The sequence below is a fragment of the Collimonas fungivorans Ter331 genome (genome assembly GCF_000221045.1).
In the GTDB taxonomy this organism is placed as follows: Bacteria; Pseudomonadota; Gammaproteobacteria; order Burkholderiales; family Burkholderiaceae_D; genus Collimonas; species Collimonas fungivorans_A.
The window spans coordinates 3757008-3782473 of sequence record NC_015856.1 but is presented as its reverse complement, the minus strand read 5'-3'; the positions used below and the strand labels follow the sequence as shown (position 1 = coordinate 3782473).

30 protein-coding genes and 1 riboswitch are annotated in these 25466 nt (G+C 59.7%); of the genes, 11 read left to right on the top strand and 19 right to left on the bottom strand.

Features of this window, described 5'->3' with window-relative positions:
* Positions 1 to 31: 31 nt before the first annotated feature.
* The 3 genes from argF to CFU_RS16670 form a co-directional block, all read right to left on the bottom strand.
* Positions 32 to 949 (bottom strand): ornithine carbamoyltransferase, encoded by a 918-nt coding sequence (gene argF / locus CFU_RS16680; protein WP_014007208.1) that lies wholly within the window; start codon positions 947 to 949, stop codon positions 32 to 34.
* Positions 950 to 1148: 199 nt separating this feature from the next.
* On the bottom strand, positions 1149 to 2114 hold the full coding sequence (gene rsgA, locus CFU_RS16675; protein WP_014007207.1) for a ribosome small subunit-dependent GTPase A: 966 nt from the start codon (positions 2112 to 2114) through the stop codon (positions 1149 to 1151).
* The gene (locus CFU_RS16670; protein ID WP_041742232.1) at positions 2107 to 3402 is read right to left on the bottom strand and encodes a M48 family metallopeptidase; all 1296 of its coding nucleotides are present in this window, start codon (positions 3400 to 3402) and stop codon (positions 2107 to 2109) included. Before CFU_RS16670 ends, rsgA begins: the two co-directional genes overlap by 8 nt.
* A gap of 89 nt (positions 3403 to 3491) precedes the next feature.
* On the opposite strand from CFU_RS16670, the gene orn reads away from it, so the two are divergent.
* Entirely contained in the window at positions 3492 to 4100 is a 609-nt protein-coding gene (gene orn / locus CFU_RS16665) for an oligoribonuclease (protein ID WP_014007205.1), read from the top strand.
* 40 nt (positions 4101 to 4140) lie between these two features.
* Here orn and CFU_RS16660 read toward each other — a convergent pair whose 3' ends face one another.
* Positions 4141 to 4839 carry a UPF0149 family protein gene (locus CFU_RS16660; protein WP_014007204.1) on the bottom strand — a complete coding sequence of 233 codons (699 nt, stop codon included), beginning with the start codon at positions 4837 to 4839 and terminating at the stop codon, positions 4141 to 4143.
* Positions 4840 to 4982: 143 nt separating this feature from the next.
* On the opposite strand from CFU_RS16660, the gene CFU_RS23965 reads away from it, so the two are divergent.
* On the top strand, positions 4983 to 5492 hold the full coding sequence (locus tag CFU_RS23965) for a GNAT family N-acetyltransferase (RefSeq protein ID WP_041742231.1): 510 nt from the start codon (positions 4983 to 4985) through the stop codon (positions 5490 to 5492).
* Between the two features lie 11 nt (positions 5493 to 5503).
* Here CFU_RS23965 and CFU_RS16650 read toward each other — a convergent pair whose 3' ends face one another.
* Entirely contained in the window at positions 5504 to 6388 is an 885-nt protein-coding gene (locus CFU_RS16650; RefSeq protein WP_014007202.1) for a DNA ligase, read from the bottom strand.
* Between the two features lie 140 nt (positions 6389 to 6528).
* Positions 6529 to 6915 (bottom strand): VOC family protein, encoded by a 387-nt coding sequence (locus tag CFU_RS16645; RefSeq protein ID WP_014007201.1) that lies wholly within the window; start codon positions 6913 to 6915, stop codon positions 6529 to 6531.
* A gap of 86 nt (positions 6916 to 7001) precedes the next feature.
* Here CFU_RS16645 and CFU_RS16640 point away from each other — a divergent pair, with 86 nt between their 5' ends.
* On the top strand, positions 7002 to 7994 hold the full coding sequence (locus tag CFU_RS16640) for a serine/threonine protein kinase (RefSeq protein ID WP_041742230.1): 993 nt from the start codon (positions 7002 to 7004) through the stop codon (positions 7992 to 7994).
* 7 nt (positions 7995 to 8001) lie between these two features.
* On the opposite strand, the gene CFU_RS16635 is transcribed toward CFU_RS16640, so the two are convergent.
* Both CFU_RS16635 and CFU_RS16630 read right to left on the bottom strand, forming a co-directional pair.
* Positions 8002 to 8331, bottom strand: coding sequence for a DMT family transporter (locus tag CFU_RS16635; RefSeq protein ID WP_014007199.1), 330 nt, complete (start codon positions 8329 to 8331; stop codon positions 8002 to 8004).
* Positions 8332 to 8370: 39 nt separating this feature from the next.
* The gene (locus tag CFU_RS16630; protein WP_014007198.1) at positions 8371 to 9267 is read right to left on the bottom strand and encodes a LysR family transcriptional regulator; all 897 of its coding nucleotides are present in this window, start codon (positions 9265 to 9267) and stop codon (positions 8371 to 8373) included.
* A 142-nt stretch (positions 9268 to 9409) separates the two neighbouring features.
* On the opposite strand from CFU_RS16630, the gene CFU_RS16625 reads away from it, so the two are divergent.
* Genes CFU_RS16625 through fahA form a run of 3 tightly spaced genes read left to right on the top strand, consistent with a single transcriptional unit; the run spans position 9410 to position 13373 of the window.
* Complete coding sequence (locus CFU_RS16625; protein ID WP_014007197.1) at positions 9410 to 10765, top strand: MFS transporter; 1356 nt, start codon at positions 9410 to 9412, stop codon at positions 10763 to 10765.
* Positions 10766 to 10785: 20 nt separating this feature from the next.
* Positions 10786 to 12090, top strand: coding sequence for a homogentisate 1,2-dioxygenase (hmgA, locus tag CFU_RS16620; protein ID WP_014007196.1), 1305 nt, complete (start codon positions 10786 to 10788; stop codon positions 12088 to 12090).
* Positions 12090 to 13373 carry a fumarylacetoacetase gene (gene fahA / locus CFU_RS16615; protein WP_041742229.1) on the top strand — a complete coding sequence of 428 codons (1284 nt, stop codon included), beginning with the start codon at positions 12090 to 12092 and terminating at the stop codon, positions 13371 to 13373. The genes hmgA and fahA overlap by 1 nt, the downstream gene beginning before the upstream one ends.
* A 63-nt stretch (positions 13374 to 13436) precedes the next feature.
* Here fahA and CFU_RS16610 read toward each other — a convergent pair whose 3' ends face one another.
* The 5 genes from CFU_RS16610 to lpxO form a co-directional block, all read right to left on the bottom strand.
* Complete coding sequence (locus CFU_RS16610) at positions 13437 to 13928, bottom strand: Hcp family type VI secretion system effector (RefSeq protein WP_014007194.1); 492 nt, start codon at positions 13926 to 13928, stop codon at positions 13437 to 13439.
* A 328-nt stretch (positions 13929 to 14256) separates the two neighbouring features.
* Positions 14257 to 14640 carry a type II toxin-antitoxin system HicB family antitoxin gene (locus tag CFU_RS16605; RefSeq protein WP_014007193.1) on the bottom strand — a complete coding sequence of 128 codons (384 nt, stop codon included), beginning with the start codon at positions 14638 to 14640 and terminating at the stop codon, positions 14257 to 14259.
* A gap of 7 nt (positions 14641 to 14647) precedes the next feature.
* Entirely contained in the window at positions 14648 to 14830 is a 183-nt protein-coding gene (locus CFU_RS16600) for a type II toxin-antitoxin system HicA family toxin (protein WP_041743605.1), read from the bottom strand.
* Between the two features lie 246 nt (positions 14831 to 15076).
* Positions 15077 to 16141, bottom strand: coding sequence for a purine-nucleoside phosphorylase (locus CFU_RS16595; protein ID WP_014007192.1), 1065 nt, complete (start codon positions 16139 to 16141; stop codon positions 15077 to 15079).
* A 145-nt stretch (positions 16142 to 16286) separates the two neighbouring features.
* Positions 16287 to 17189 (bottom strand): lipid A hydroxylase LpxO, encoded by a 903-nt coding sequence (gene lpxO, locus CFU_RS16590; protein ID WP_014007191.1) that lies wholly within the window; start codon positions 17187 to 17189, stop codon positions 16287 to 16289.
* A gap of 161 nt (positions 17190 to 17350) precedes the next feature.
* A riboswitch (yybP-ykoY riboswitch) is annotated at positions 17351 to 17522 on the top strand.
* A gap of 130 nt (positions 17523 to 17652) precedes the next feature.
* Here lpxO and CFU_RS16585 point away from each other — a divergent pair.
* Complete coding sequence (locus CFU_RS16585) at positions 17653 to 18657, top strand: sodium:calcium antiporter (protein WP_041742228.1); 1005 nt, start codon at positions 17653 to 17655, stop codon at positions 18655 to 18657.
* Between the two features lie 19 nt (positions 18658 to 18676).
* On the opposite strand, the gene CFU_RS16580 is transcribed toward CFU_RS16585, so the two are convergent.
* Positions 18677 to 19000, bottom strand: a complete 324-nt coding sequence (locus CFU_RS16580; RefSeq protein ID WP_041742227.1) for a YnfA family protein — start codon at positions 18998 to 19000, stop codon at positions 18677 to 18679.
* Between the two features lie 158 nt (positions 19001 to 19158).
* Here CFU_RS16580 and sugE point away from each other — a divergent pair, with 158 nt between their 5' ends.
* A complete protein-coding gene (gene sugE / locus CFU_RS16575; RefSeq protein WP_041742226.1) occupies positions 19159 to 19479 on the top strand; it encodes a quaternary ammonium compound efflux SMR transporter SugE in 321 nt (106 codons plus the stop codon).
* Here sugE and CFU_RS16570 read toward each other — a convergent pair.
* Positions 19476 to 19796 (bottom strand): ribbon-helix-helix domain-containing protein, encoded by a 321-nt coding sequence (locus CFU_RS16570; protein WP_041742225.1) that lies wholly within the window; start codon positions 19794 to 19796, stop codon positions 19476 to 19478. The genes sugE and CFU_RS16570 overlap by 4 nt on opposite strands.
* 62 nt (positions 19797 to 19858) lie before the next feature.
* Positions 19859 to 20440, bottom strand: a complete 582-nt coding sequence (locus CFU_RS16565) for a DJ-1/PfpI family protein (RefSeq protein WP_014007186.1) — start codon at positions 20438 to 20440, stop codon at positions 19859 to 19861.
* Between the two features lie 216 nt (positions 20441 to 20656).
* Between CFU_RS16565 and folE the strand changes: the two genes are divergently transcribed.
* Complete coding sequence (gene folE / locus CFU_RS16560) at positions 20657 to 21277, top strand: GTP cyclohydrolase I FolE (RefSeq protein WP_041742224.1); 621 nt, start codon at positions 20657 to 20659, stop codon at positions 21275 to 21277.
* A gap of 44 nt (positions 21278 to 21321) precedes the next feature.
* Here folE and CFU_RS16555 read toward each other — a convergent pair whose 3' ends face one another.
* Positions 21322 to 22563 (bottom strand): MFS transporter, encoded by a 1242-nt coding sequence (locus tag CFU_RS16555; protein ID WP_050808623.1) that lies wholly within the window; start codon positions 22561 to 22563, stop codon positions 21322 to 21324.
* A 105-nt stretch (positions 22564 to 22668) separates the two neighbouring features.
* Positions 22669 to 23577: a LysR family transcriptional regulator gene (locus CFU_RS16550; RefSeq protein ID WP_014007183.1), complete on the bottom strand. Its 909-nt coding sequence runs from the start codon at positions 23575 to 23577 to the stop codon at positions 22669 to 22671.
* 114 nt (positions 23578 to 23691) lie between these two features.
* Between CFU_RS16550 and CFU_RS16545 the strand changes: the two genes are divergently transcribed.
* Both CFU_RS16545 and CFU_RS16540 read left to right on the top strand, forming a co-directional pair.
* Positions 23692 to 24576 (top strand): MBL fold metallo-hydrolase, encoded by an 885-nt coding sequence (locus CFU_RS16545; RefSeq protein WP_014007182.1) that lies wholly within the window; start codon positions 23692 to 23694, stop codon positions 24574 to 24576.
* Positions 24570 to 25286, top strand: coding sequence for a DsbA family protein (locus CFU_RS16540; RefSeq protein WP_014007181.1), 717 nt, complete (start codon positions 24570 to 24572; stop codon positions 25284 to 25286). The genes CFU_RS16545 and CFU_RS16540 overlap by 7 nt, the downstream gene beginning before the upstream one ends.
* 4 nt (positions 25287 to 25290) lie before the next feature.
* Here CFU_RS16540 and CFU_RS24930 read toward each other — a convergent pair whose 3' ends face one another.
* Positions 25291 to 25458, bottom strand: a complete 168-nt coding sequence (locus CFU_RS24930) for a hypothetical protein (protein WP_190275166.1) — start codon at positions 25456 to 25458, stop codon at positions 25291 to 25293.
* Between the last annotated feature and the right edge of the window lie 8 nt (positions 25459 to 25466).

Genomic DNA, 25466 nt, shown 5'->3' with positions numbered 1-25466 from the left:
GGGGTTGTGCTGTTTGTACCGCGGTTTTGTACTATTGATCCACTTTTCCGAGCACCAGATATTCGAGCAGGGCCTTTTGCACATGCAGGCGGTTCTCGGCTTCATCCCAGACTACCGATTGCGGGCCGTCGATCACTTCGGCCGCGACTTCCTCGCCGCGATGCGCCGGCAGGCAGTGCATGAACAAGGCGTCCGGCTGGGCGCGCTGCATCTTGGCCTGGTCGACGATCCAGCCGTCGAAGGCTTTCAGGCGCGCTGTGTTTTCGTCTTCGTAACCCATGCTGGTCCAGACGTCGGTGGTGACCAGGTCGGCCCCTTCGCAGGCGTCGGACGGGTTGGCGAAGAAGGTGTAGCGCTGGTTGTCGGCGGCCACCTGGCCCGGATCGATATCGTAGCCCTTGGGGGTCGAGACATTGACGTGGAAACCGAATACCTGGGCCGCTTGCAGCCAGGAGTACAGCATGTTGTTGGCGTCGCCGATCCAGGCCACTTTCTTGCCGGCGATGGAGCCGCGATGCTCGATATAGGTAAAGACGTCGGCCAGCACCTGGCAGGGATGCTGCTCGTTGGTCAGGCCGTTGATCACCGGCACCCGCGAATGGGTGGCGAAGCGCTCGATGATGTCCTGGCCGAAAGTACGGATCATGATGACGTCGCACATGCGCGACATGACCTGCGCCGCATCTTCCACCGGTTCGCCGCGGCCAAGCTGGCTGTCGCGCGTGTTGAGGTAAATGGCGGCGCCGCCCAGCTGGTGCATGCCGGCTTCGAACGAAAGGCGGGTGCGGGTCGAGTTTTTCTCGAACACCATCACCAGCGTGCGGTCGAGCAGCGTGTAGTGCGGTTCGTAATTCTTGAATTTGCGTTTGATGAGACGGCTACGTTCAATCACGTACTCGTATTCGTCCAGCGAAAAATCAGAAAACTGCAGGTAATGTTTGATTGCCATAAATGAAAACGGCGGCCGCTGTGGCGACTGCCGCCGATAGTTGGAATTCCATTTTTAAAACAACTACTGTAATGCCGTCCGCGCGTATCCAGCGTACCTGGACAGAGTGCCTGAGATTGGCTTAGAAATGAAATAAGTGCTTCAATTATAAGGGATTTCAGTAGAAAAGATACCCATCAAAAGATGGTGTTTTTGGCAATCAATACAGCTTTTGCGACGATTCGTGCAGCAACTGCACGTACAGCTGGTGGCGCATGGCCGCTATCTTGTTTTCCTTGACGGCTTCCAGCACGGCGCAGCTCGGTTCGATTAGGTGGTGGCAATTGTAAAACTTGCATTTGCCGAGGTAGGGCGAGAATTCGACGAAGGCGCGCTCCAGCATGCCTTCGCTCAGCTGGTACAGGCCGAATTCCTGGAAGCCCGGCGAATCGATGATGTTGGCCGGATGGCCGTCCAGGCTGGTATCGGCCATGTCCATTTCATATAGGCGGGTGAAGGTTGTGGTGTGCTTGCCGGTGTCGAGGGCGGCGGAGATCTCGCGCACGGCGATGTCGGCGTCCGGCACGATCAGGTTGATCAGCGACGACTTGCCCATGCCGGACTGGCCGATCAGGATGGTCGACTGGCCCGCCAGCAGGGGCGCCAGCGTGGCGCAGGTCTGTTCCGGGAAGGCGCGCGCCGACACTTCGTGCACCGGATAACCGAGGGCGGCATACATGTGCAGCCGTTGCCGGGTTTTCTCCAGCGCCTCGACGATATCGGTCTTGTTCAGCACGATGTGGGCGGTGACGCCGGCCGCTTCCGCCGCCACCAGCGCACGTGAAATCAGATCGTCGGCAAAACCCGGCTCGGTCGCTACCACGATGAACAGCTGGGTGACGTTGGCGGCGAGCAGCTTGGATTTGTACTGGTCGGAGCGGTACAGCAGGCTGCGGCGCTCATCGATGGCTTCGATCACGCCCTGGTTGGGCGAGGTCAGCTTCAGTTGCACGCGGTCGCCGACGGCGACATCGCTTTTCTTGCCGCGCGTGACGCATTGCAGTTTCAGCGATTTGCCTTCTATGGTTGCTTGCACCAGATAGTGCCGGCCATGGGCGGCGATCACCAGGCCGCTGCCGGCCTGGTTGCTGTGCTGCTTGCGGTCCTGCTTATTGTGCTCAGCCATGGGCGACCGATGGCTTGTTGATCAACTTACTGGCCAACTTGTTGATGCGCACCGAAGCTGGCGGGTGCGAGTCGTAAAACGCCGAGTGCAGCGGATCCGGCGTCAGGGTCGAGGCATTGTCTTCATACAGCTTGACCAGCGCCGCCACCAGGTCGTTGGCGTCGGTGTGCTTGGCGGCGAAGGCGTCGGCTTCGAATTCGTGTTTGCGCGAACTGATCGACGACAGCGGCGACAGCAGGAAAGTGAAGATCGGCAGCGCCAGCATGAACAGGATCAGCGCCATCGCATCGTTGTTGCTGAGGTCGGCCAGCAGCAGCGGATTGACGCCGAGGCCGGTGTAGAACCACAGTTGCTGCTTCAGGTAACCGAGCAAGGCCAGGAACGCCAGCGAAATCGCGAACATCACGACAATCCGCTTGACGATGTGCTTCAGCTTGAAATGGCCCAATTCGTGCGCCAGCACTGCTTCAATCTCATGCGGCGCCAGGCGCGCCAGCAGGGTATCGAAAAACACGATGCGCTTGCCGGCGCCGAAGCCCGAGAAGTAGGCGTTGCCGTGGGCGCTGCGCTTGGAGCCATCCATCACGAACAGGCCCTTGGAGGCGAAGCCGACCCGTTTCATCAAGCCTTCGATGCGGTCGCGCAGGCTGTCGTCGTTGAGCGGGGTGAATTTGTTGAACAGCGGTGCGATCACGGTCGGGAACAGCACCAGCATCAGCAGCTGGAAAGCGCTGAACACCAGCCAGGCGTAGAACCACCAGAGGCCGCCCGACTTCGCCATCAGCTGCAATATCACCCAGATCAGCGGCAGGCCGATGGCGGCGCCGATCAGGCTGCTCTTCAGCATGTCGGCGAAAAACAGCTTGACCGTCATCTTGTTGAACCCGAAACGGGCTTCGAGCACGAATTGCTTGTAATAATCGAGAGGCAGGTCGATCAGGCCGGAAATCAAGGCAAACGCCACCAGCAGGCCAATCTGATAGACCATGCCGGGACCGGCCCAGTTGAACATGGCGCTGGACAGCCATTGCAAACCGCCCAGCAGGGTGAAGCCGATCAGCACGGCGGCGCTCACCAGCATCGAAAACAGGCCGAATTTGGTCTTGGCGACGGTATAGTCGGCAGCGCGCTGGTGGGCCGCCAGCGGGATCTTTTCGGCGAATTCAGCCGGCACCGCGCTGCGATGGGCCAAAACATGCCGGATCTGGCGCGAACTCAGCCAAAAGCGCACCACCAGGGTGATTGCCAGGAAAACCACAAACAAAACCGAAAATGCAAATGAAGACATGTAGTCCCTATGTGAGAAAATAGCCGTTCTATGGCTTGCGCAAACAAACGCCGGGCCTGTCTTAGCTAAATATAACGAAGAGAACAATTATGTCACAAGCCGCCGACGTATCTACTGCCATCGCCGCTACCACCGCAATTCCAGCGGCGCCGGTGCGGCCTAACGAATTCAACCTGATCTGGGTCGACATGGAAATGACCGGCCTCAATCCGGACAGCGACCGCATCATTGAAGTAGCGGTGGTGGTGACAGATCCGCAACTGAACATCCTGGCCGAAGGCCCGGTATTTGCAATCCATCAGGCGGACGAAATCATGGATGGCATGGATGCCTGGAACAAGGGCACCCACGGCCGCTCCGGCCTGATCGAAAAAGTGAAAAACTCGACCGTGACCGAAAGCGAGGCCGAACTGGCCCTGATCGAGTTCCTGAAGAAATACGTGCCGAACGGCAAGTCTCCCATGTGCGGCAACACCATTTGCCAGGACCGCCGCTTCATGGCGCGCGGCATGCCCAAGCTGGAGGCATTTTTCCACTACCGCAACCTGGACGTGTCGACCCTGAAGGAACTGTGCCGCCGCTGGAAGCCGGAACTGGCCAGCGGTTTCAAGAAGCACCAGAAGCATACCGCGCTGGCGGACATCATCGAATCGATTGAAGAGCTGCGCTATTACCGCGAGCATTTCATCAAGGAATAATGCCGTAGCAAGGCGGATGACCAGCCATCCGCCGTCCTGCTTAATCTTCCTTTGAATCGACGCCGCAGCATTTCTTGAATTTCTTGCCGCTGCCGCAAGGGCATTCGTCATTGCGGCCGACTTTCGGCGTTTCGCGCTGGATGGTGGTCACTGCGGATTTACGGTGCGGCAGCCAATAGCGGTAGATTTCCGGAATCGCCGCTTCCACTTCCACCGCCAGCTTGTGGCGCTGCACCGGGTCTTCGCGCAGCGCCATTTCCTCTTCTTCCAGCTCTTCGGCGCCCAGCAGGTAGATCGGTCGCACCACCGTCGCCAGGTTGGAATGCCAGATCGGCTCCCAGGCTTTGGCGCGCAGGTTGATGCCTTCCCAGAAACCCCAGGTCCAGGCTTCGCCATCGAGCAGCGACTTGCCTTCGTATTCCTGTTCGCAAAACAGCGGTTCGTATTCTTTCGGCGCGACTTCCAGCGTGACCGCGATTTCATTCATGTAGCGCGCTATCAGGCCGACGATCTTTTCATATTCCTTGTCGGACTTGAATTTCGGCGCATCCTTCAGCGATGGCCCCCACACATGCGGCAGCCATTCGCCCAGCAACACCTGCTCCGGACCGATCACCAGCGCCGTCAGGTAGCCGTGCAGGGTATCCATGGTCATGCTGTCTTCAGCACAACGATCGGACAACAGGAAGTCGTCCAGTTCGTCAAATTCTTTGTCTGAGAGGGGTTCGTCGAGATTCATGGAATTGGCCGCTTAAATTTACAATGGAAATGGGGATACGGATTTTACGATTGAAATGGCTGAGGGCTGGAAAATATTCGCGCTGCTTGCCGGCGAACAATCATTTATCCTGTGACAAGTTTATCCATATCGGTTCATCTTATATGAAAATCAGAGCATTAACCCCGGCAGACCTTGCTTCCTACCGCCAGCTGAGGCTGGAATCCATTCTTGACTCGCCGTCTTCATTCGTACCCACGCTTGAGGAAGAAAGCGCGGTGCCGGAAGAGCAGATGGCGGCGCGTTTGAAAGCGGGTCCTTTTCAGGTGATTTACGGCGCGTTTCAAGGCGAGGTCCTGGTCGGCACCGTCGGTTTGGTGCGCGACTCCCGTTCCAAGATTTATCACCGGGCCACCGTCGTCGGCGTCTATGTCACGCCAGAGGCGCGCGCCAGCGGCGCGGCGCAAGGCATGTTCGAGGCGGTTATCGCCCATGCGAGGGCTATCCCGGAACTGGTCCAGCTGGACTTGAAAGTCAATACCGTCAATCCTCGCGCCCGGGCGCTGTATGCCAAACTGGGATTTGTTTCTTGCGGCATCGACCACCGGGCCCTGTACATAGACGGGCAGTTTCATGACGAAGAACGCATGGCCCTGTATCTCGATGCGGCATAGCGCCGCAACAACTACTGTTGTTCGTAGACCCGCATGAAGCTGGCGAAGCGCGGTATGCCGCTGTCGTTCAAGCCACGGAAGCGGTAAGTCACGACGCTGCCAAGGGCCGGAGGCCGGCGCCGCTGCTCGTCGCTGAAGCCGCTGCCGAGCTTGAAACGCAGGCCGTCCGGCGTTTCCACCAGCAAAGCGCCCAGCATGCCCTGGTATTTCCCCTTGCCGGGCAGGTGGGCGATGACCCTGGCTTCGGCATCTTCATGGGTTTTTACCTTGAGCAGGTCGTCGCTGCGTTGCGCCCGGTACAGCGACGCGCCCCGGTGCAGCATCAAGCCTTCGCCGCCTTGCCTGACGGTTTGCTGCAGCAAACGCCGTAAGGCCGCGTGGTCGTTCAGCTTGCTCTGCGCCACCGGCTGCAGCCAGGGGACGGCAAGTTTGGCGAGCGTGCTTTGCAAGGCGGCCAGGCGTTGGTCGAAACTGCCGGGATGCGCCGGCAGGTCAAACACCATGAAGCGCATGCGGCGCCAGGCGGCATCGTCGGGCATCTCGCGGCGTACGGTGGAAACCGCATGGCTGAACTGTTGGCGGCCGGCCCAGAGTTCACCGTCCAGCGGCGTTTTTGGCCAGCCGGCGGTGAACCAGGGCGGGGCGTTTATCCGCTGGCCGCCGCGCGTCAGCAATTTCTCGCCGTCCCAGTAGCCGCGCACGCCGTCCAGTTTTTCGCTGACCCAATAGTCGGCCAGGGTGATACCGGGATGGTAGATATTGGCCAGCATCAGCGGCGGTGCTGCGGGAGGCGTCGCCGGCGCTGCGATGGATGGCCGGCCGAAAAAGAGGCAAAGCAGCAGGGTACTCAGGAATCTGGCGAGGATGGGCGAAACATTGGGCGATAACGCATGCATGGGCGCGGACTGTCAGGCAAGGAAGCGATATCGTAAAACGATGTTGCCTGGAGAAGCGCTCCGAAAGCGCGATTTGCTATTTAACTTATTTGCTAGCTTATTTACTAGCTTATTTATTAGCTTATTTATTAGCTTATTTATTAGCTTAAATGCGCGAAATTCAATTCCACGCCGTTCCCGGCCGGATCGCGCAAGAAGATCTGTTTTTGCTGCATAGTCGGCACAAACGCCACTTGGTAAGGCAGTGCATGCGCTTGCAGGCAAGCTTCCATTTGCTCCGGATCGACGCAGCTGAAGGCGACATGATCGAAGGTGGTGGCCGTATCGGTATGCCGGATATCGCCGGCGCGCGCTTCGCTCAGGTGCAGCACGGCCTGGTCGCCGGCATACAGCCAGAATCCGAAATTGTCGAAAGGCGGCCGCGCGCCGGCTTGCAGGCCGATCACTTCGCAATAGAATTCCTTCAGCTGCAATAACAGCGCACGCGGCGCGCGCAGGTTGTAGTGGTTGAGGGCGATGGCTGGCACAAGCTGCTCCCGGCAATAGTGAACGATGCAAGAGTATTAGTGTAATCGATGCGGTGAACAGGCCGCTGGCGCTTACAATAGCCGACATGACTATCCCAAGCCCCGCTTCATTCTCTACCCTGACTCCCGACACCGTGCTGGACGCGCTCGACAGCATCGGCTTGCACGGCGACGGCCGCCTGCTGGCGCTCAACAGCTATGAAAACCGCGTGTACCAGATCGGCATGGAGCAAGGGCCGCCGCTGGTGGCCAAGTTCTACCGGCCGCAGCGCTGGAGCGACGAAGCCATCCTGGAAGAGCACGGTTTCGTGCAGGAGCTGGTGGAACGCGAGATTCCGGTGGTAGCCGCATGGGCGGCGGGAGACGGGCGCACCCTGCATCAGTTCGACGGCTTTCGTTTTGCCGTGTTTCCGCGCCACGGCGGCCGCGCGCCGGAACTGGAGGACAGCGCCACGCTGGAATGGCTGGGCCGCTTCCTCGGCCGCATTCATGCAGTCGGCGCGCTCCGCGGCTACCAGCACCGGCCGACCCTGGACATCGTCAGTTTCGGCGAAGAACCTAGCGCTTTCTTGTTGGCCAACGGCTTTGTGCCGGAGGATCTGCTGGAAGCCTATCGCAGCACCGTGACCCAAGCGCTTGATGGCGTACGCCGCTGTTTCGAACGCGCCGGCAGCGTCGGCGCCTTGCGCCTGCATGGCGATTGCCACGGCAGCAATGTATTGTGGACCGACGCCGGACCGCACTTCGTCGACTTCGACGACAGCCGCATGGGGCCGGCGGTACAGGATCTGTGGATGCTGCTGTCGGGCGAGCGGCGCGACATGGTGCAGCAGATGGGTTCTTTGCTGGCCGGTTATGAAGATTTCTGCGATTTCGATACGCGCGAGCTATACCTGATCGAGGCACTGCGCACCTTGCGCCTGATCCATTACGCAGCATGGATAGCGCGGCGCTGGGACGACCCGGCTTTCGCCGTGGCCTTCCCCTGGTTCAATACCCAGCGCTACTGGCAGGACCGGGTGCTGGAGTTGCGCGAGCAGATCGCGCTGATGGATGAACCGCCGCTGTGGCAGACATGAAGCCGGCTTAGTGCGAGACCGACTTCGAAAATACGTTCAGCACCAGCACGCCGGAAACGATCAGGCCGATGCCGAGCAGAGCCGCGGCATCCAGGCTCTGCTTCAGGAACAGCCAGCCGACCAGCGCGATCAGCGCAATGCCGATGCCCGACCACATCGCATACACGATCGCCACCGGCAAGGTGCGCAAGGTCAGCGACAGGAAATAGAAGGCGGTCAGGTAACCCACCACCACCACGATCGACGGCAGTAGCCGCGTGAATTCGGCGCTGGCTTTCAGGGCACTGGTGGCAATCACTTCGGCGACGATGGCGATCAATAGATAGACCCAATGCATGACTTCTCTCCTGGCTAAAAAACAAAATGGTACGAAACTCTAATCGATAGCGGCAAACAGCTCTGTAACAAAATCGACAAAAACCCTCACCTTGGCCGACAACTGATGGCTCTGGTGATACACCACCGACACCGGCGGCCCCGGCGTGGCCCAGTCCGCCAATACTGGCGCCAGCAGGCCGGCGCGGATCTGCGGATTGAGCGACAGCGTCAGCAGCTGGACGATGCCGGCGCCGCTGGCGGCCGCATGGATCAGGGTTTCCGCGTGGTTGATCGCGATATTGGCGGGCGGCGCCCAGCTTAATTCCTGCTTGCCCTTGCTGAAGGTCCACGGCACGTTCTGGCCGCTGTTGGGGTGGATGAACGCCAGGCAGCGGAAATCGCCGAGTTGCTGCGGCGTCTGCGGGACGCCGTGCTGCGCCAGGAAAGCGGGCGAGGCGCAGCACAGGTTGCGGGTCTGGTAGATGCGGCGCGCCACCATGCTCGAATCCTTCAGTTCGCCGATCCGGATCCAGACATCGCCGCGGCCCTCCACCATGTCGACCATGCGGTCGCCCACATTCAGCCTGATCGACAGTTCCGGATACAGTTCGGCAAAACGCGACAGGGCCGGCGCCAGGTAAATGCGCGCAATCACGGTCGGCACATCGACGCGCAAGATGCCTTGCGGCGTCACGCGCCGGCCTTGCAGTCCGTCTTCCAGTTCGCTCATGTCGCCCAGCAGGCGTTGCGCGCGCTGGTAACAGCTGTGGCCATCGTCGGTCAGCGAAATCTTGCGGGTGGTGCGGTTCAGCAGGCGCACGCCGAAATGCCGTTCGAGGGCGGCGATATGGTTGGTGATGGTGGCGTTCGACATCTCCAGCTGTTCAGCCGCGCGGCTGAAGCTGTTCAGTTCCACCACCTGGCAAAACACCCGTAACGATTCCAGCCTGTCCATGATGATGATTTTATATTATTTAAGTTAATTAAAAAATGATTTTAATTATTGCCTATTTTTCTGAATAATAAAAAGGATGATAATGCGGAAAAGCAGATCGTAGATCGTTATTGATACGGCGCCAACTTATCCGGAGACACGCATGGCGATTGCGACAAATAGCAGCCCGATTGATATTCCCGCCCTGATCGACCGCAGCCGCATCGGCAGCTTCCAGATCATCATGCTGGCGCTGTGCGCCATCTGCCTGATCATCGACGGTTTCGACGTCCAGGCCATGGGCTATGTGGCGCCTGCCATCATCCAGGAATGGGGCATCGCCAAGGCCAACCTCGGGCCGGTGTTCGGCGCCGGCCTGTTCGGCATGCTGCTCGGTTCACTGGCGTTCAGCATCCTGGCCGACCGCATCGGCCGCCGTCCGGTGCTGATCGCCGCCACCTTGTTCTTCGCCGCCTGCATGCTGCTGACGCCGCTGGCCGCGAGCGTGGAGCAGCTGATCGCCTTGCGTTTTATTACCGGACTCGGGCTGGGGGCGATCATGCCGAATGCGATGGCGCTGGCCGGCGAGTACAGCCCGGTGCGCAAGCGCGTAACCCTGATGATGCTGGTGTCCTGCGGTTTTACGCTGGGCGCGGTGCTGGGCGGCTTGCTGTCGGCGGCGCTGATCCCGCGTTTCGGCTGGCAGTCGGTATTCCATGTCGGCGGCGTGGTGCCGCTGGTGATCGGCGTGCTGATGATTTTCCTGCTGCCAGAGTCGATGCAGTTTCTGGTCTTGCGCGGCAAGCGGCTGGAGCAGGTCGGCAAGTGGCTGCGCCGTATCGATCCCGTGGTCGTGATCGACCAGGACACCCGTTACGTCGTCAACGAAAAAGCCGGCAAGGGCGCGCCCATGCTGCAGCTGTTCCAGGAGGGCCGGGCCAAGGTCACGATCCTGTTGTGGATCATCAATTTCATGAACCTGGTTAACCTGTATTTCCTGTCGAACTGGCTGCCGACGATTGTCAAGGACGCCGGCCTCTCGACCGCCACCGCGGTGATGGCCGGCACCACCCTGCAGATCGGCGGCACGCTCGGCACCCTGATCATGGGCCAGCTGATCGACCGCTCCGGTTTCCGCCGCGTGCTGATCCCGGTGTTCCTGGTCGCGGGCCTGGCAGTATTCCTGATCGGCCGTCCCGAAATTTCGTTGCTGTTCCTGTTTGCCAGCATCTTCGTCGCCGGCTTCTGCATTGTCGGCGGCCAGCCGGCGGTCAATGCGCTGGCAGGTACTTACTACCCGACCACCTTGCGTTCCACCGGCATCGGCTGGAGCCTGGGCGTCGGCCGCATCGGTTCCATCGTCGGCCCGGTGCTGGGCGGCGAGCTGATCCGCCTGAACTGGCCCAACAGCACCATCTTCATCGTGCTGGCGGTGCCGGCGCTGGTGTCGGCGGTGATGCTGATGCTGATGCAGGAAACTTCTCTCCGCAGCAAAGCGCAAGCCGTCGTTGCGCATTAATTGAACCAAGGATAAGACCCATGGAAAACACCTTCCTTTACCAATCGGGATTCTGCAACGATTTCGCCAGCGAAGCCTTGCCCGGCGCCTTGCCGGCCACCCAGAATTCGCCGCAGAAAGCGCCTTACGGCCTGTACGCGGAGCAGCTGTCCGGCACCGCATTCACCGCGCCGCGCGCACACAACCGGCGCTCGTGGCTGTACCGCATCCGCCCGGGCGCGATGCATCATGCCTTTGAAAAGGTGTCGCAGCCTTTGTTGGCCAGCGGCCCGTTCACCCAGGTCGATACGCCGCCCGACCAGCTGCGCTGGAATCCGTTGCCGATGCCGGCCGACGGCCAGGCTGTCGATTTCATCGATGGCATCGTTACTTTCGCCGGCAACGGCGATGCGGCCGCCCAGGCCGGGATGGCGATCCACCTGTATGCAGCGAACCGTTCCATGCATGACCGTTTCTTTTACGATGCCGACGGCGAACTGCTGATCGTGCCGCAGCTGGGGCGCCTGCTGGCCCGGACCGAACTCGGCGTGCTGGAAGTCAAGCCGGGCGAAATCGTGGTGATCCCGCGCGGCATGCGTTTCCGCATCGAACTGCCGGATGGCAGCGCGCGCGGTTATATCTGCGAGAACTATGGCGCGGCGTTCCAGCTGCCGGAACTGGGTCCGATCGGTTCCAACGGCCTGGCCAATGCGCGCGATTTCCAGGCGCCAGTGGCGGCTTATGAAAACAGGGAAGGCGAGTTCCAGCTGCTGGCCAAGTTCGGCGGGAAGCTATGGACCGCGCGCATCGGCCATTCGCCGCTGGACGTGGTGGCCTGGCATGGCAACTACGTACCCTATAAATACGACCTGAGCCTGTTCAACACCATCAACACGGTCAGTTTCGATCATCCCGATCCATCCATCTTCACGGTGCTGACCTCGCCCTCGGATACCCACGGCACCGCGAATGTCGATTTCGTGATTTTCCCGCCGCGTTGGATGGTGGCCGAACACACCTTCCGGCCGCCATGGTTCCACCGCAACGTCATGAGCGAATACATGGGCCTGATCCTCGGCGCCTACGACGCCAAGGCCGACGGCTTCACCCCCGGCGGCGGCAGCCTGCACAACTGCATGAGCGGCCACGGCCCGGACGCGGCGACTTTCGACAAGGCATCCAGCGCGACGTTGGCGCCGCACCGCATCGACAATACAATGGCCTTCATGTTTGAAAGCCGCTACGTGATTCATCCGACGCCTTATGCACTGGCGACGCCGCTGCTGCAGAAAGACTACCTGCAATGCTGGCACGGCCTGCAAAAGCATTTCAACGGTCAACCTTAATGAAAACAGACACCATGCAAACCAACGATCCCGCGCTGAAATCCTTTATCCCGACTCCGGCGGAGTCGCATTTTCCGATCCAGAATTTACCGTTTGGCGTGTTCAGCGATGCAGCCAATCCAGCTGCGCGCGTCGGCGTTGCAATCGGCGACCAGATAGTGGACCTGGCCGCACTGGCTGAAGCCGGTTTGCTCAGCGTCAACGCAGAAGTGTTCCGCAAGGCCAGCCTGAACCCGTTCATCGCATTGGGCCGTCCAACCTGGCGCAGCACCCGCGCCGCCGTCAGCGAACTGCTGCGCGATGACAACCTGCAGCTGCGCGACAACCAGGCCCTGCGCGCCAAGGCATTCATCGCCCAGGACCAGGCAACCATGCACCTGCCGCTGGACATTCCTGGCTACACCGATTTCTATTCGTCGAAAGAACACGCCACCAACGTCGGCTCCATGTTCCGCGACCCCGCCAACGCGCTGCTGCCGAACTGGCTGCACATCCCGATCGGCTACAACGGCCGCGCCAGCTCGGTGGTGGTCAGCGGCACGCCGCTGCAGCGGCCGATGGGCCAGCTTAAACTGCCGGCCGCCGACGCGCCAATCTTCGGCGCCTGCCGCAAGCTCGACTTCGAACTGGAAACCGGCTTCATCATCGGCCAGCCTAACGCATTGGGCGAACCGATCGACATCGCCAATGCGGAACAGCATATCTTCGGCATGGTCCTGCTCAACGACTGGAGCGCGCGCGACCTGCAGCAATGGGAATATGTGCCGCTCGGACCGTTCAACAGCAAATCGTTCGCCACTTCCATTTCGCCATGGGTAGTCACGCTGGATGCATTGGAGCCGTTCCGCGTCGCCAGTCCGGCGCAGCAGCCTGAGCCGCTCCCTTACCTGCGACAGAACGGCAAGAATGGCTACGACATTACGCTGGAAGTCTCGCTCAAGCCGGCTGAAACCGCCGCAGCGCAAACCATCTGCCGCACCAATTTCAAAGCCATGTACTGGACCATGGTGCAGCAACTGGCGCACCACACGGTCTCGGGCTGCAACACCCGCATCGGCGACCTGATGGGTTCAGGCACCATCAGCGGCAGCACGCCGGAATCGTTCGGCAGCCTGCTGGAACTGACCTGGAACGGCAAGAACCCGCTGGCCCTGGCGGACGGCGTGCAGCGCAGTTTTATCCAGGACGGCGATGAAGTAGGGATGACAGGCTGGTGCCAGGGCGACGGTTACCGCATCGGCTTCGGTGCAGTCAGCGGCAAGATATTGCCGGCGCGCGGCTGACAGGAAAGCAGGGGTTAAAAAAGAGCCGTGGCTGCCACGGCTCTTTTTGTTTGTGCGGTGAAATTACGCGACCTTGTTGGTCGACAGATCCCAGCCGCCCGAAGTGTTGCCGCCCGAGCCGCCGGCGATTTTTTGCTGGGTATATTTCCATTTGACCTTGGAGTACTTCAGGCTGACGGTTTCGCTCAGCACACTGCCTTCCGTGACGGACGGCGCGACATCGGAAATCAGCAGGTTTTCCAGCTCGATCTCGAAATAGCGGATTCGTTCGCCCTTGCCGTCGGCGCGCAGGAATTCGAATTTCGCTTTTGGAATAGTCTTGCCCGACGAGCAGTTTTGCAGCAGCAGCGGCGAAGCCAGGTCGGCCAGCTTGGTGATCACGATATCCTTGTGCTCGCAACGCTCGGCGGTATGGCCGCCCGCGGTGGATGCAGTGGCCGATTTCGGCTGCAGCACTTCCCATTGCACCGATTTGCACTCGATCCAGTCCTTATGGATGTCGTCGGTGGATTCCCCTTTGATGCCGTCGATTTGCAGATATACGTCGATTGCCATGGTTTTGCCCCTTAGTTAAAAAAGTGAAGCCTAGGTTGACGCTGCTGGCTCCGCTCGCGAGCGGAGTGAAACCGGAAGTCCATCAAGTGGAATGTGTGGCGTAAATGCGGGACTATCGGGTAGACCTCAGGCGTCTGCGGCACATCGGGAATCGATGGAAAATAATTCCGAAAGGCAATTCTAAACCATATTTTTGGCGATATCTTAGATCTTCAATACTAAATAATATTAGTATTTTATTCACATTCCAGTTTCGAACGTGGACTAAGCAATCCGAATGGATTGGCATCAGCAGGACGTCGCGAAGGGCGCCGACTGCATGCAGAAGTTATTGGGCCATTGCTTTCAGCGCGGCTTGGGCCAGGAATCCGGATCGGGTCAACTGATGCGATTTGGCGAATGCATCGATGTCGCGTAAAAGGTTTTCCGGTAAGGAGATGTTGAGCCGCACAGGCTTGGTGTTGATTTTCGAGCGATCGATATTGACCAGCATCCAGAAACCGCCAGCGTAGTCCGCCATATCCCTCCATTTCTCGATGGATGACGCCTCGGGAATATGCGCTTCACCCTCATACATGGTTTCAGCAGCTTCCTGCGCCATTGCCGGAAGATCGTTCAATTCGTCGGCGGCGGTAAACACGCCCGGCAGATCCGGGAAGCGGGCGCCATAAGCGCTGTCTTTGTCCTTCCATACATAAAGCGGATATAACATTTTGTCCTCATTTCAGTCCAGCGAGTTTCAGGATGCTCTCGGCGGTTCCCAGGGCCAGGTCTTTCTTCGGATGCGGAACAATTACCGATTTTCCGGTGACGGGATGACGGTATTTGTGGTGGCTGCCACGGGTGGAAACATGCTTCCAGCCGGCCGCTTTCAGTTGCCTGATGATGTGTGTGCTGTTCATATTATTATACACAAAACTACACAATTTATGATAATTTTGTGTATTTTTGTGCATCGGCGATTCATGAGGAGTAGTTGAAATTCAAAGGATTTCGAGTGCTTGAATGTCATGAATATTTGACTTGTGCGATAGAGGAAAATGTCTGAAAACGGTTTCGGAATTGCGTATGGGCTTGAGAGCGTGGATAAAAATGTCCAGACGTAAAAAAAGCCGCCAAAGGCGGCTTGGAGTTTATACAGACAATACTCACCGATGCGGCACACCATCCCGCCACTCGCCCCAATGCGTGACGATATCCTGCACCAACGGATTCCCCGCCCGATACAAGTTCTCGGTGGCCGGCACGAAACCGCCCTGGTCCGCATAGTTGAGCAGGTTGTCGGCGCTGGTCTGTCCCTGGTAAGGCCGGTCAAAATCCGACCCGGTGCGCAGGGCCGCCACGCGATTCAGGTCTACGCGCTTGATGCTCGACGCGCGCTTCAACGCCTCAAAAGTGGCATTGTCTTCCTGCGCCGTCATGCAATACACGCCCTTGTTGTCGGTCAGGATCTTGGTCCATTCGCGCGCGCGTTCGCCCAGCAGGGTGCCTGACCACCAGGTGTTGCCGGAAGCGATGTCGCACTGGACTACCGACGGCGGCTGGTTGGCCGGTGCATAACTGAACTTGGAGCGCGCTACCTGCGCCTGCGCGCTGTCGGCCAGCACGGCATTGCGCGACAAGGCAAACGCGGCGTCGGCCAGTTTCGGATTCAGCTGGAATACTTCGTTGCGATAGTCGAGCGGCGGTTTTTCGGTGGGGCTCTTGGTGTTGATGCCGAGATAGCCGGTCTTCCAGCCGGCCGGGATTTCGCGCGCATCGATTTCCCACTGGATGCCGAAATCGACCAGGTATTTGGCCCAGGCCGCCGAACCGACGGTGCCGCGTGCTGGATCGACGCCGGCAATGCCGGAGATCAGGAAGTAGGTGTGGCGCAGGTCGAAGCGCGACGAGAACGTCAGCGCCATGATCGATGCCGAGGCATTGGCGTAGCCCATGCCGGTGGTGATCACGCAGACATCCTGCTTGTTGCAGTTAACGTTCGGATAGTCGGGCGACAGGCCCGGCACCGCAACGGTTTTCCAGGGGCCGAGGCGGTCCAGCCAGGCCTGACCTTCAGGGCCGAACATGGTGATGATCATGACCTTGACCGGACGGTTCTGCGCATTCGATTCGGCGAGGCCGTCGCTGCCTCTGTCCTGTGCGAACGACGGACCGGTGGCGCAGGCGGCGAGTGATAGGACGGCTGTGGCAATCAGCGAACGAGTCATCATGGGTTTTCCTTGTGCAAAGTAGAACCGGTAGTCTACCTGTGAAAATCAATTATTGTTACCGCAACGCAACATGTGCAGGCCATGTGCCGGACATGAAAAAGCCGCCCGCAGGCGGCTTGGTCAACTGTTCGCGAGTTGCGGCGGTTCAGAGATAAATGATGGCCAGCACCACGCCGATAATCAGGCCGAACTTGATGCACATGTACAGCGGTTTGCTGAATTTTTTCAGTGCGCGCCGGTATTGGCCAGCGGCCCAGACAAAACGGAACAGCTTGTTGATGCCGCCGGTTTCGTCGCCGGTTTCGTTGGGCGACGCCGCCGCGCTCATCATGTGGCGTCCCAGCCAGCGGTTGATCGCCTGCGCCCAGCGGTAGCGCATCGGTCGTTCGATATCGCAAAAGATGATGATGCGGTTACTGTCGCAGCCGTTCTGCGCCCAGTGGATGAAGGTTTCGTCGAACACCACGCCCTGGCCGTCGCGCCAGCTGTAGCGCTGCTGGTTGACTTCGATGAAGCAGCGGTCGTCGTTGGGCGTGACCAGGCCCAGGTGGTAGCGCAGCGAACCGGCGAACGGATCGCGGTGCGGGTTGAGGGTGCCGCCGGGCGCGAGTTCGGCAAACATCGCGGCCTTGACGCTCGGCGTGCGGCGCAGCAGGGCCACGGTCTTGGGACAGAACTGCTCAGCCGAGGGATGGCTGGCGTCGTACCATTTCAGGTAGAAGCGTTTCCAGCCGGCCTTGAAGAAGGAGTTGAAGCCGGCGTCGTCGTTCTTTTCCGCGGCGCGGATTTTTTCCAGGCCGATCAGGCCCTTGGCTTCATCGCGTATGGTTTCCCAGTTGTCTTCCAGGATCTTCAGGTCGGCGAAGGTGCTGGTCGGCAGGTAGGGCGTGTTGGTCGGCACTTTGGAAAACATGTACATGAAGATGTTGAGCGGGGCCATGATCGACGAATGGTCGAACAGTTGCCGAAAAAACGGCAGGCGCGCCTTGCCGCGAAAGTGGACGTACAACACCGACAGAATAAAAATACTGACTACTGCCCATTTCATAAAAATGTGCTCCGTTACAAATAAGCCGCCATTTTATCTCTTTTGCGCCTGTTATCCGTTATCCAAGCCGTTTGTTACCCTGGCTTGTTGCGCAGGAGAATGTTGGAGGATGCCGCGGCTATCGTTGCCGCTGGCAATATTTCAGTGATAAAATTGCGGCTCCTTAGGGGAGTAGCCGCCTTCGAGTCTTTCGAAGAGCGCATGTCAACATACTTGGCGCTGTATCCAATTTACGCCATGGCATGCGCGACCGCACGGTTTGGCAAGACCTATGGTGCTTCCCTTTACCCGGCCGGGCGAAGGCGTTGCGCCATTCGTCAGTGCCCGGCCCTCAGGATGTCCAAATGCTTATTTACCGCCAATGGCAGCGCCAGCATGCTGCCACAGCCAGTTTTGCTAAGCCGCTTCTTTCCTTGTTTGTTTTCTTGTCTGTTGCCATGGCTTGCCCTGCAGGAGCGCACCCATGATACTCAGCTTCGCTCTATTGCTCGGCTCGGCCGTGGTGATCTATCTTTCCTGTGAATATTTCGTCAACAGCATCGAATGGGTCGGACGCCGGCTCGGCATCGCGCAAAGTGCGGTAGGCACAGTGCTGGCGGCGTTCGGCACGGCCTTGCCGGAAAGCGTGGTGACGTTTGTCGCCGTGGTGTTCGGGCGCGATGCGGCGCACCGGGAAATCGGCGTCGGCGCGGCGCTGGGCGGACCGCTGGTGCTGGCGACCATCGCGTATGCGGTGGTGGGCCTGATGTTCATCCTGAACCGCAAGAAGCTCGGCAGCATCCTGCTGTCGGCCAGCGCCGCGCAGCGGTTGAGCCGGGACCAGGCCTGGTTCATCGGGATTTTCGTGGTCAAGGTCGGCCTCGGGCTGGTGGCGTTTGTGATCAAGCCTTGGCTGGGCGCTTTTTTCCTGCTGGCCTACGGTGTGTATATCTGGGGCGAGATGCGCAAGGAAGAGGATGCCGACGCCGAGATACACGAGCTGGAACCGCTCAAGTTCCGTCCTCACGATCCGCAGCCGGTGCTGGGCTGGGCATTGCTGCAGACGCTGGTGGCGCTAGTGGTGATTTTCCTCAGCTCGCAGTTGTTCGTGCATCAGCTCGGCGAAATTTCTCCCTGGCTCGGCATCTCGCCGCAGCTGACTGCCTTGCTGCTGAGCCCGATTGCGACTGAACTGCCGGAAATCCTGAATGCCGTGATCTGGGTCCGGCAGGGCAAGCAGACCCTGGCCTTGAGTAATATCAGCGGGGCGATGATGATCCAGGCCACCATCCCGACCGCACTGGTGCTGATTTTTACGCCGTGGATGCTGAGTCCCGCATTGATCTGGGCCGCCGCCGTCACCATGATCTCGATGTTCGGCCTGTACGCTTTGCTGCGCAAGGGCATGCTGAGCGGCGGCATCCTGGCGCTGTTCGGTCTGCTGTATGTGGTGTTTGCCGCTGGCCTGGGATGGATCGGCGTGCACTAGCTGCCATGACGGGAGCTTGTCAGGCGCGCGCGCCCAAGGCGATCACCGCCGCGCCCGACAATGCCAACCCTGCTCCCAGCAGATCGGTCCAGCGCGGGGCAATGCCATCGACGCTCCACAGCCAGAAAATCGCCGTGGCGATATACACCGCGCCGTAGGCCGCATACACGCGGCCGCTGGCAGCCGGATGCAAGCTTAGCAGCCAGACGAAGGCGGTCAGGCTGATGGCCGCCGGCAGCAACAGCCATGCCGAGCCTTTGTTGTTGAGCCATAACATCGGTAGATAGCAGCCGAGCAGCTCGGCGATGGCGGTCAGGAGGAACAGGGCAAAGGTTTTTGTCATGGGAGAACTGGCGAGGTCGGGCTGAAAAAATCTGCGCATGCGGCCATGGCAGAAAAAAAATATAATAGGTGTCGCGTTTCATTCCGGCGCCAGGACGACCTGGCGCTGCCGCACATTGTATTTCAACCGGGGACGACCCCATCTTTTATGGAGGTCGCATGGCCTGGATCATTCTCGTACTCGCCGGCATAGCGGAAGTCATCTGGGCTGTCGGCCTCAAATATTCCGAAGGTTTTACGCGCAATTTGCCGTCGCTCATTACTTGTGTCGGCATGGCCATCAGCATCTGGCTGCTGGCGATCGCCATGCGCACCCTGCCGCTGGGCACCGCCTATGCAGTATGGACCGGGATCGGCGCGGTAGGATCGTTCATTGCCGGCATCGTGCTGCTGGGCGAGGCGGTCAGCCTGGCGCGCATCGCCAGCGTGAGCCTGATCGTGCTGGGGCTGATCGGCTTGAAACTGTCGACAGCTGCCTAAGCTGCAGCGCTGATCTTGGTTGCCGCCGTGGCTGCCGTAGTGGCAAGCTCGGCGTCGGTTTTCAGGCTCTGGTAGCGCAGGCAGGTGACGCGCAGGAAAGAGGCGAAATTGCTGGCCTCGCCCAGGTGCGTGGTGACTTCATCGTGCAGCTTGGCGATCAGCTGGTTGGTGGTCAAATCGTTGTCTGCCGCCAGTTCCGCCAGGGTTTGCCAGAACAGGTTTTCCAGCTTGATGGTGGTGATGACGCCCATGATGCGCACCGAGCGGGCGCGCGATTCGTACAGGATGGGATCGGCCTGGGCATAAATCTGACACATCGCATACCTCATTTCTTGAACAGTCATGGCGTGCGGCAGCTGTCGCTGTCGCACGGCCTCCATCATAACTCGATGCGGGTTCCCAATGCAGCCAGGAACAGCGCCAGCCAGGCCGGATGGGCCGGCCATGCCGGCGCCGTCACCAGGTTGCCGTCGCGATGGGCGGCGGTGACGTCGATTTCCGCATACTTGCCGCCGGCCAGTTTGACTTCCGGCGCGCAGGCCGAATAGGCGGAACAGGTTTTTCCTTCCAGCACGCCGGCCGCCGCCAGCAGCTGCGGACCGTGGCAGACTGCCGCAATCGGCTTGTCGGCGGCGTGGAATTGCTGGACGATTTCGATCACGCGCGGATTCAGGCGCAGATATTCGGGGGCGCGGCCGCCCGGGATCAGCAAGGCGTCGTAACGGCTGACGTCGACGTCGCTGAATGCGGCGTTCAAGGTAAAGTTGTGGCCGGGTTTTTCGCTATAAGTCTGGTCGCCTTCGAAATCGTGGATGGCCGTGCGGACCTGGGCGCCGGCGGCTTTGTCCGGGCACACCACGTCGACCTGGTGGCCGACCATCTGCAGCGCCTGGAACGGCACCATCAATTCATAATCTTCGACGTAATCGCCGGCCAGGATCAGGATTTTTTTCGCGCTCATGATAAGTCCTTCAGTGAGGGGGCAGGGAAGGTCGAGTATGGAACAGCGAGGGTGCGGCAGGTAATAACAGGCTATTACCGGCGCAAGTTTCGATGTTGCATTGCGCAATCGTCCCACCTTTGAGGAATGCGATGCAGTAATGCCATAGCTGAATTACACTGTCGGCATCAGCCGAAATGTATTGAGCAAGTAAAATTTTTAGAAAAAGGTAAACAGATGTCCTCAAAAGATCCAGTACCGGCGGCTAGCGCCTTGTCAGAACGTCCAAGCCGCGCCGAGGCGGAATCGGCGATCCGCACCCTGCTGCGCTGGGCCGGCGACGATCCTGACCGCGAAGGCCTGCTGGATACGCCGGCGCGCGTGGCGCGGGCTTATGAAGAATTTTTTGCCGGTTACAGCAAGGACCCGGTGGAAATCCTCTCGACCACTTTTTCGGAAGTCGAGGGCTACGACGAGATGGTGGTGCTGACCAATATCCGTTTCGAGAGCCATTGCGAACACCATATGGCGCCGATTATCGGCAAGGCCCACGTGGCTTACCTGCCGGACCGGCGCGTGGTCGGCATTTCGAAACTGGCGCGGCTGGTCGACATCTTCGCCAAGCGTTTGCAGATCCAGGAAAAAATGACGGTGCAGATTGCCGATACCTTGCAGCAGGTGCTGCTGCCGAAAGGCGTGGCGGTAGTGATCGAAGCGTCGCATGAATGCATGACCACGCGCGGCATCCACAAACCAGGCACCAGCCTGGTGACCAGCCGCATGCTGGGCGCGTTCCGCGACGATCCGTCGACGCGGCGCGAGTTCATGAGCATCATCAGCCAAAAGCACGGCGAATAATTCGCTGCAACGCTGCTCCGACGCCGGTCGGAGCAGCAGATCCATCAGATCAGCGGCCCGTCTTTCTCTTCATGCCCGGTCACCCGGGCCAGCATGGCGCGCGCCACCACACTGCGCGACAGGTACCAGTACAACGCAATCACCGCCAGCGAGAACAGCGCAAAACCCATCATGCCCGCATATTGGTAAAACACCTTGTACAGTTCGATGCCGACGCCGTACAAGGTCATGTTGATCATGCCCATGGTGGCCGCCACGGTGGCCTTCGAGACTGCGCTTTCGGTCAGCGTGAAACGGATCATGACTGCCGCCGACAAGCCTTCGCCAAAAGCAATCACGCTGATCGCCGCCACCAGGAAGTAAGGCGTGTCGAGGAAAGCCGCGCCGAACAGCATGATCAGCACGCCCAGGGCAATCGGATACAGCGCGATCTTGATCGAACTGCCCAGGCGCCAGCGGTCGACCTGGCGCGCCAGCACCAGGTTGCCGGCGATCAGGCAGCCGAACACCGGGATCTGCCAGTAACCGTATTCGATCACGCTCAGGTGGCCGTCGGCCACCAGGATCTCCGGCGACATGGCGATCCAGCCGATCAGCGGAATCGCCAGCAAGGGCATGCACATTGCCGCCTTCAGGAAATGACGGTTGCCGACCACCGCGCGGTAGTCGTGCCAGATCTGCACCAGCGGCAGTTTCTCTTTGCGCTGCTTGACGGTTTCCGGCATGTGCCGCCACAGGCCGACCAGGGATATGGTGGCAATGGCGGCGATGAATACAAACACCATGCGCCAAGGCAGGATTTCAATCATGAAAGCGCCCGCCACGGGGCCGATCAGCGGCGCAATCAAGGCGACATTGGCCATCAGCGCGGTAACGCGTATCGCGGCCTTTTCTTCAAATGCTTCCTGCACCACGGCGTAGCCGACCGAAGAAATGAAACACAGGCCCACGCCTTGCAGCACGCGCAGGACGATGAAGCTCTCAATGCTTTGCGAGAACAGCGTCGCCAGGCAGGACAGGATGAAAAAGACGGTGCCGCCCAGCATGACGGGGCGGCGGCCAATGCGGTCCGAGAGCGGCCCGAACAGCCATTGGAACACGGCGCCGCCGACCAGGAAGGCAGTCATGGCGGACGCCATCCAGGCTGCGCTGGCGCCGAATTCGCGGGTCACCGTCAGCATGCCCGGCTGGATCATGTCGTTGGCGATGTAGACCGAAAACTCGAACAGCACCAGAGCCAGCGGGAACATCAAGGTATTACGGGTAAGCGTCGAGATTTTTTGCATTTTTTTTACTAGGTAAAGCTGTGACGACTGAAAGCATTGGCTAACGCGCGGGCAGTGGCTGCCTTACGGGTGTCACGGACGGATTTGCTTGATTCTTTGCTTGATTTAAGCGACTGGTGTCGCCCAGTCTGTGTCTGCGCTGAATTCCTCGACCAGGAAATCGAGCATGGCGCGCAGGATGGCAGGCATTTGGCGGCGCGATGCGTACACGCCGTAAATGCTCATTTCGCGCGGTTGGTATTCTCCAAGCAGCGCGCGTAGTTTACCACTACGCAGCAATCCTGTGGCCGCATACACCGGCTGCAAGCTGATGCCGGCGCCGGCGACAGCCGCTTCCAGCAATACCGACGATTCGTTGGCGCTCATGTTGCCGCCCACCGGCACTGTCACCGGCGCGCCGTCTTTCTCGAATTCCCACAAGCTCTTGCCGAAATAGGAGTAGGTCAGGCAGTTGTGCAGCGCCAGGTCCTCCGCGGTTTTTGGCGTGCCGTGTTCGTCAAGGTAGGCTGGCGAGGCGCACACCACCGAGCGGCACACCGCCAACTTGCGCGCAATCAGGTTGGGGTCAAGCGCGTTGGTGATGCGGATCGCCAGGTCCACTCGTTCTTCGACCAGGTTGACTGCGCGGTCAACCAGCAGCATGTCGATCGCGGTGCCCGGATAGCGTTTCAGGAAACGCGCCAGCAGCGGCGCCAGGTAAGCCTGGCCGAGCGACATGCTGCAAGTCAGGCGCAGCGTGCCGCGCGGAGTATGCTGGGGCGTGGCGGCGGAAGCCTGGATCTCGCCGGCCATGTCCAGCATCTGGCGGCAACGCGGCAGGGTGTCGCTGCCGGCTGAGGTCAGGCTCAGCTTGCGTGTGGTGCGATGGAACAGACGGGCGCCTACCCATTCCTCGAGTTCGGCCAGGTAGCGCGACACCATGGCGCGTGACATGTCGAGCTTGTCGGCGGCGGCGGTCAGGCTGCCGCGGTCCGCGACCTCGACGAATACCTGCATTGCAACCAGTCTGTCCATGGCGTTTAACCTATTAGGTCGATTTATGCAACTAACTGGACGCTATTATGGGGTTTTTCGCCTCATTTTAGTCAACTATGATGATGTTTCTTTCTTATCACCCTGGAGATCTCGATGTTTACACGCACCTTGTTCCGTTCGCTGCTGGCAACTGCCGCAGGCCTGATGATCGCCGGTTCGGCAGCCGCGGCGCCGCAACCCTTGAAGCTGGAAGTCTTCAATCCGGGCGCCAACGGCATGTTCCCGGTATCTTCCGAACTGATTACCGGCAGCACCGACGCCATCGTCATCGATGCCCAGTTCGACCGCGCCAACGCCGGCCAGCTGCTCAAAAAGATCCAGGACAGCGGCAAGAAGCTGACCACCATCTACATCAGCCATGGCGATCCTGACTATTACTTTGGCCTGGAAGTGCTGAAGGAAGCCTATCCGGACGCCAAGATAGTGGCGCCGGCGCCGGTGATCGCCCACATCAAGGCCACCATGCAGGACAAGCTGGCGTTCTGGGGCCCCAAGCTGGGCACCAACGCGCCCACGCAACTGATCGTGCCGGAACCGCTGCAAGGCAACACGCTGACCCTGGAAGGCCGCAAGCTGGAAGTGATCGGCCTTGACGGCGCCAGTCCGGACCGCACGTTTGTCTGGATTCCATCGTTGAAGGCAGTGGTTGGCGGCGTGCTGGTGGTCGGCAATGAACATGTATGGACCGCCGATACCCAGACCCTGGCTTCGCGCCAGCAATGGATCAAGATGCTCGACAAGATTTCGTCCTTGCATCCGAAGATCGTGGTGCCAGGCCATTTCAGCGCCGGCGCACCGCAAACCATCGAATCGGTACGGTTCACCAAGGACTATCTGAAGACCTATGAAGCGGAAACCGTCAAGGCCAAGGATTCCGCCGCCTTGATTGATGCGATGAAAAAGCATTACCCGAACCTGGGCGGCGTATCGTCGCTGGAACTGGGCGCCAAGGTCAGCAAAGGTGAAATGAAATGGTAACCGGCGACGATTGCGACGATGGCAGCTGCGCGCTGCCCGGTGCGGTTGAAAGCACGGCTGCAGCGGCGCCGGCTGCGACGCAGGGCACCGTGCTGCATTACATCTACGATCCGCTGTGCGGCTGGTGTTACGGCGCGGCGCCTTTGCTGCAGGCCGCGCGCGAGGTCGCCGGGCTGCACATCGAGCTGCACGGCGGCGGCATGATGACCGGCAGCAATCGCAAGCAGGTCAGCGCGCAGTTGCGCAACTACGTGATGCAGCACGACCAGCGTATCGCGGCCATGACCGGCCAGCCGTTTGGCGACGACTACTTCAACGGCCTGCTGCTGGACACTAGCGCGATCTTCGATTCCGCACCGCCGACTACCGCGGTGCTGGCTGCCGATGCAATTGCCGGACAGGGATCGGCCATGCTGGCGCGGATACAGGCGGCGCACTATGTGCAAGGCTTGCGGGTTGCCGAAGCGGCTGTGCTGCATGCGCTGGCGCCGCAGATCGGTCTTGATCCTGCGCTGTTCGACGGCAAGTTCGCCGAGCTGGACGGCGCCGCCACGCAAGCCCATATAGCCGCCAGCCGAGCTTTGCTTGCACGCGTCGGCGGCCAGGGATTTCCTACCTTTGTGCTGCAACGCGGAGCGCACATCGAAGTGCTGGATACCGGCCGTTTCTTTGGGCAGGTGCAAGCCTGGAAAGCAGCCTTAAGCGCTTAGCATGTCAGCCGGTGCGGCGACGGGAGGCTGGTGGAAATCGAACCGCTGCTTCTTGCATAAGCAGGCCGCCGTCAACTGAGAAAAAGCCTGCTTTTGAGCAGGCTTTTTGTTTTTCAAAATCTTCCCCGGTTAATGTTGCGCAAATGATATTTAGTTGTTCATCTGCCGTCATTTGTTGAC

Coding starts and splice junctions, on each gene's coding strand:
- CFU_RS16570 (WP_041742225.1), bottom strand. CDS start 19,796: ATGTGTCAGATTTATGCCCAGGCCGATCCCATCCTGTACGAATCGCGC.
- CFU_RS16610 (WP_014007194.1), bottom strand. CDS start 13,928: ATGGCAATCGACGTATATCTGCAAATCGACGGCATCAAAGGGGAATCC.
- CFU_RS16595 (WP_014007192.1), bottom strand. CDS start 16,141: ATGATGACTCGTTCGCTGATTGCCACAGCCGTCCTATCACTCGCCGCC.
- CFU_RS16600 (WP_041743605.1), bottom strand. CDS start 14,830: ATGAACAGCACACACATCATCAGGCAACTGAAAGCGGCCGGCTGGAAG.
- CFU_RS16605 (WP_014007193.1), bottom strand. CDS start 14,640: ATGTTATATCCGCTTTATGTATGGAAGGACAAAGACAGCGCTTATGGC.
- CFU_RS16555 (WP_050808623.1), bottom strand. CDS start 22,563: ATGCAAAAAATCTCGACGCTTACCCGTAATACCTTGATGTTCCCGCTG.
- CFU_RS23965 (WP_041742231.1), top strand. CDS start 4,983: ATGAAAATCAGAGCATTAACCCCGGCAGACCTTGCTTCCTACCGCCAG.
- CFU_RS16670 (WP_041742232.1), bottom strand. CDS start 3,402: ATGTCTTCATTTGCATTTTCGGTTTTGTTTGTGGTTTTCCTGGCAATC.
- CFU_RS16660 (WP_014007204.1), bottom strand. CDS start 4,839: ATGAATCTCGACGAACCCCTCTCAGACAAAGAATTTGACGAACTGGAC.
- CFU_RS16565 (WP_014007186.1), bottom strand. CDS start 20,440: ATGAGCGCGAAAAAAATCCTGATCCTGGCCGGCGATTACGTCGAAGAT.
- CFU_RS16630 (WP_014007198.1), bottom strand. CDS start 9,267: ATGGACAGGCTGGAATCGTTACGGGTGTTTTGCCAGGTGGTGGAACTG.
- CFU_RS16550 (WP_014007183.1), bottom strand. CDS start 23,577: ATGGACAGACTGGTTGCAATGCAGGTATTCGTCGAGGTCGCGGACCGC.
- CFU_RS16650 (WP_014007202.1), bottom strand. CDS start 6,388: ATGCATGCGTTATCGCCCAATGTTTCGCCCATCCTCGCCAGATTCCTG.
- argF (WP_014007208.1), bottom strand. CDS start 949: ATGGCAATCAAACATTACCTGCAGTTTTCTGATTTTTCGCTGGACGAA.
- orn (WP_014007205.1), top strand. CDS start 3,492: ATGTCACAAGCCGCCGACGTATCTACTGCCATCGCCGCTACCACCGCA.
- CFU_RS16540 (WP_014007181.1), top strand. CDS start 24,570: ATGGTAACCGGCGACGATTGCGACGATGGCAGCTGCGCGCTGCCCGGT.
- lpxO (WP_014007191.1), bottom strand. CDS start 17,189: ATGAAATGGGCAGTAGTCAGTATTTTTATTCTGTCGGTGTTGTACGTC.
- hmgA (WP_014007196.1), top strand. CDS start 10,786: ATGGAAAACACCTTCCTTTACCAATCGGGATTCTGCAACGATTTCGCC.
- CFU_RS16545 (WP_014007182.1), top strand. CDS start 23,692: ATGTTTACACGCACCTTGTTCCGTTCGCTGCTGGCAACTGCCGCAGGC.
- CFU_RS16585 (WP_041742228.1), top strand. CDS start 17,653: ATGATACTCAGCTTCGCTCTATTGCTCGGCTCGGCCGTGGTGATCTAT.
- folE (WP_041742224.1), top strand. CDS start 20,657: ATGTCCTCAAAAGATCCAGTACCGGCGGCTAGCGCCTTGTCAGAACGT.
- CFU_RS16580 (WP_041742227.1), bottom strand. CDS start 19,000: ATGACAAAAACCTTTGCCCTGTTCCTCCTGACCGCCATCGCCGAGCTG.
- CFU_RS16625 (WP_014007197.1), top strand. CDS start 9,410: ATGGCGATTGCGACAAATAGCAGCCCGATTGATATTCCCGCCCTGATC.
- fahA (WP_041742229.1), top strand. CDS start 12,090: ATGAAAACAGACACCATGCAAACCAACGATCCCGCGCTGAAATCCTTT.
- sugE (WP_041742226.1), top strand. CDS start 19,159: ATGGCCTGGATCATTCTCGTACTCGCCGGCATAGCGGAAGTCATCTGG.
- CFU_RS24930 (WP_190275166.1), bottom strand. CDS start 25,458: ATGACGGCAGATGAACAACTAAATATCATTTGCGCAACATTAACCGGG.
- CFU_RS16635 (WP_014007199.1), bottom strand. CDS start 8,331: ATGCATTGGGTCTATCTATTGATCGCCATCGTCGCCGAAGTGATTGCC.
- rsgA (WP_014007207.1), bottom strand. CDS start 2,114: ATGGCTGAGCACAATAAGCAGGACCGCAAGCAGCACAGCAACCAGGCC.
- CFU_RS16640 (WP_041742230.1), top strand. CDS start 7,002: ATGACTATCCCAAGCCCCGCTTCATTCTCTACCCTGACTCCCGACACC.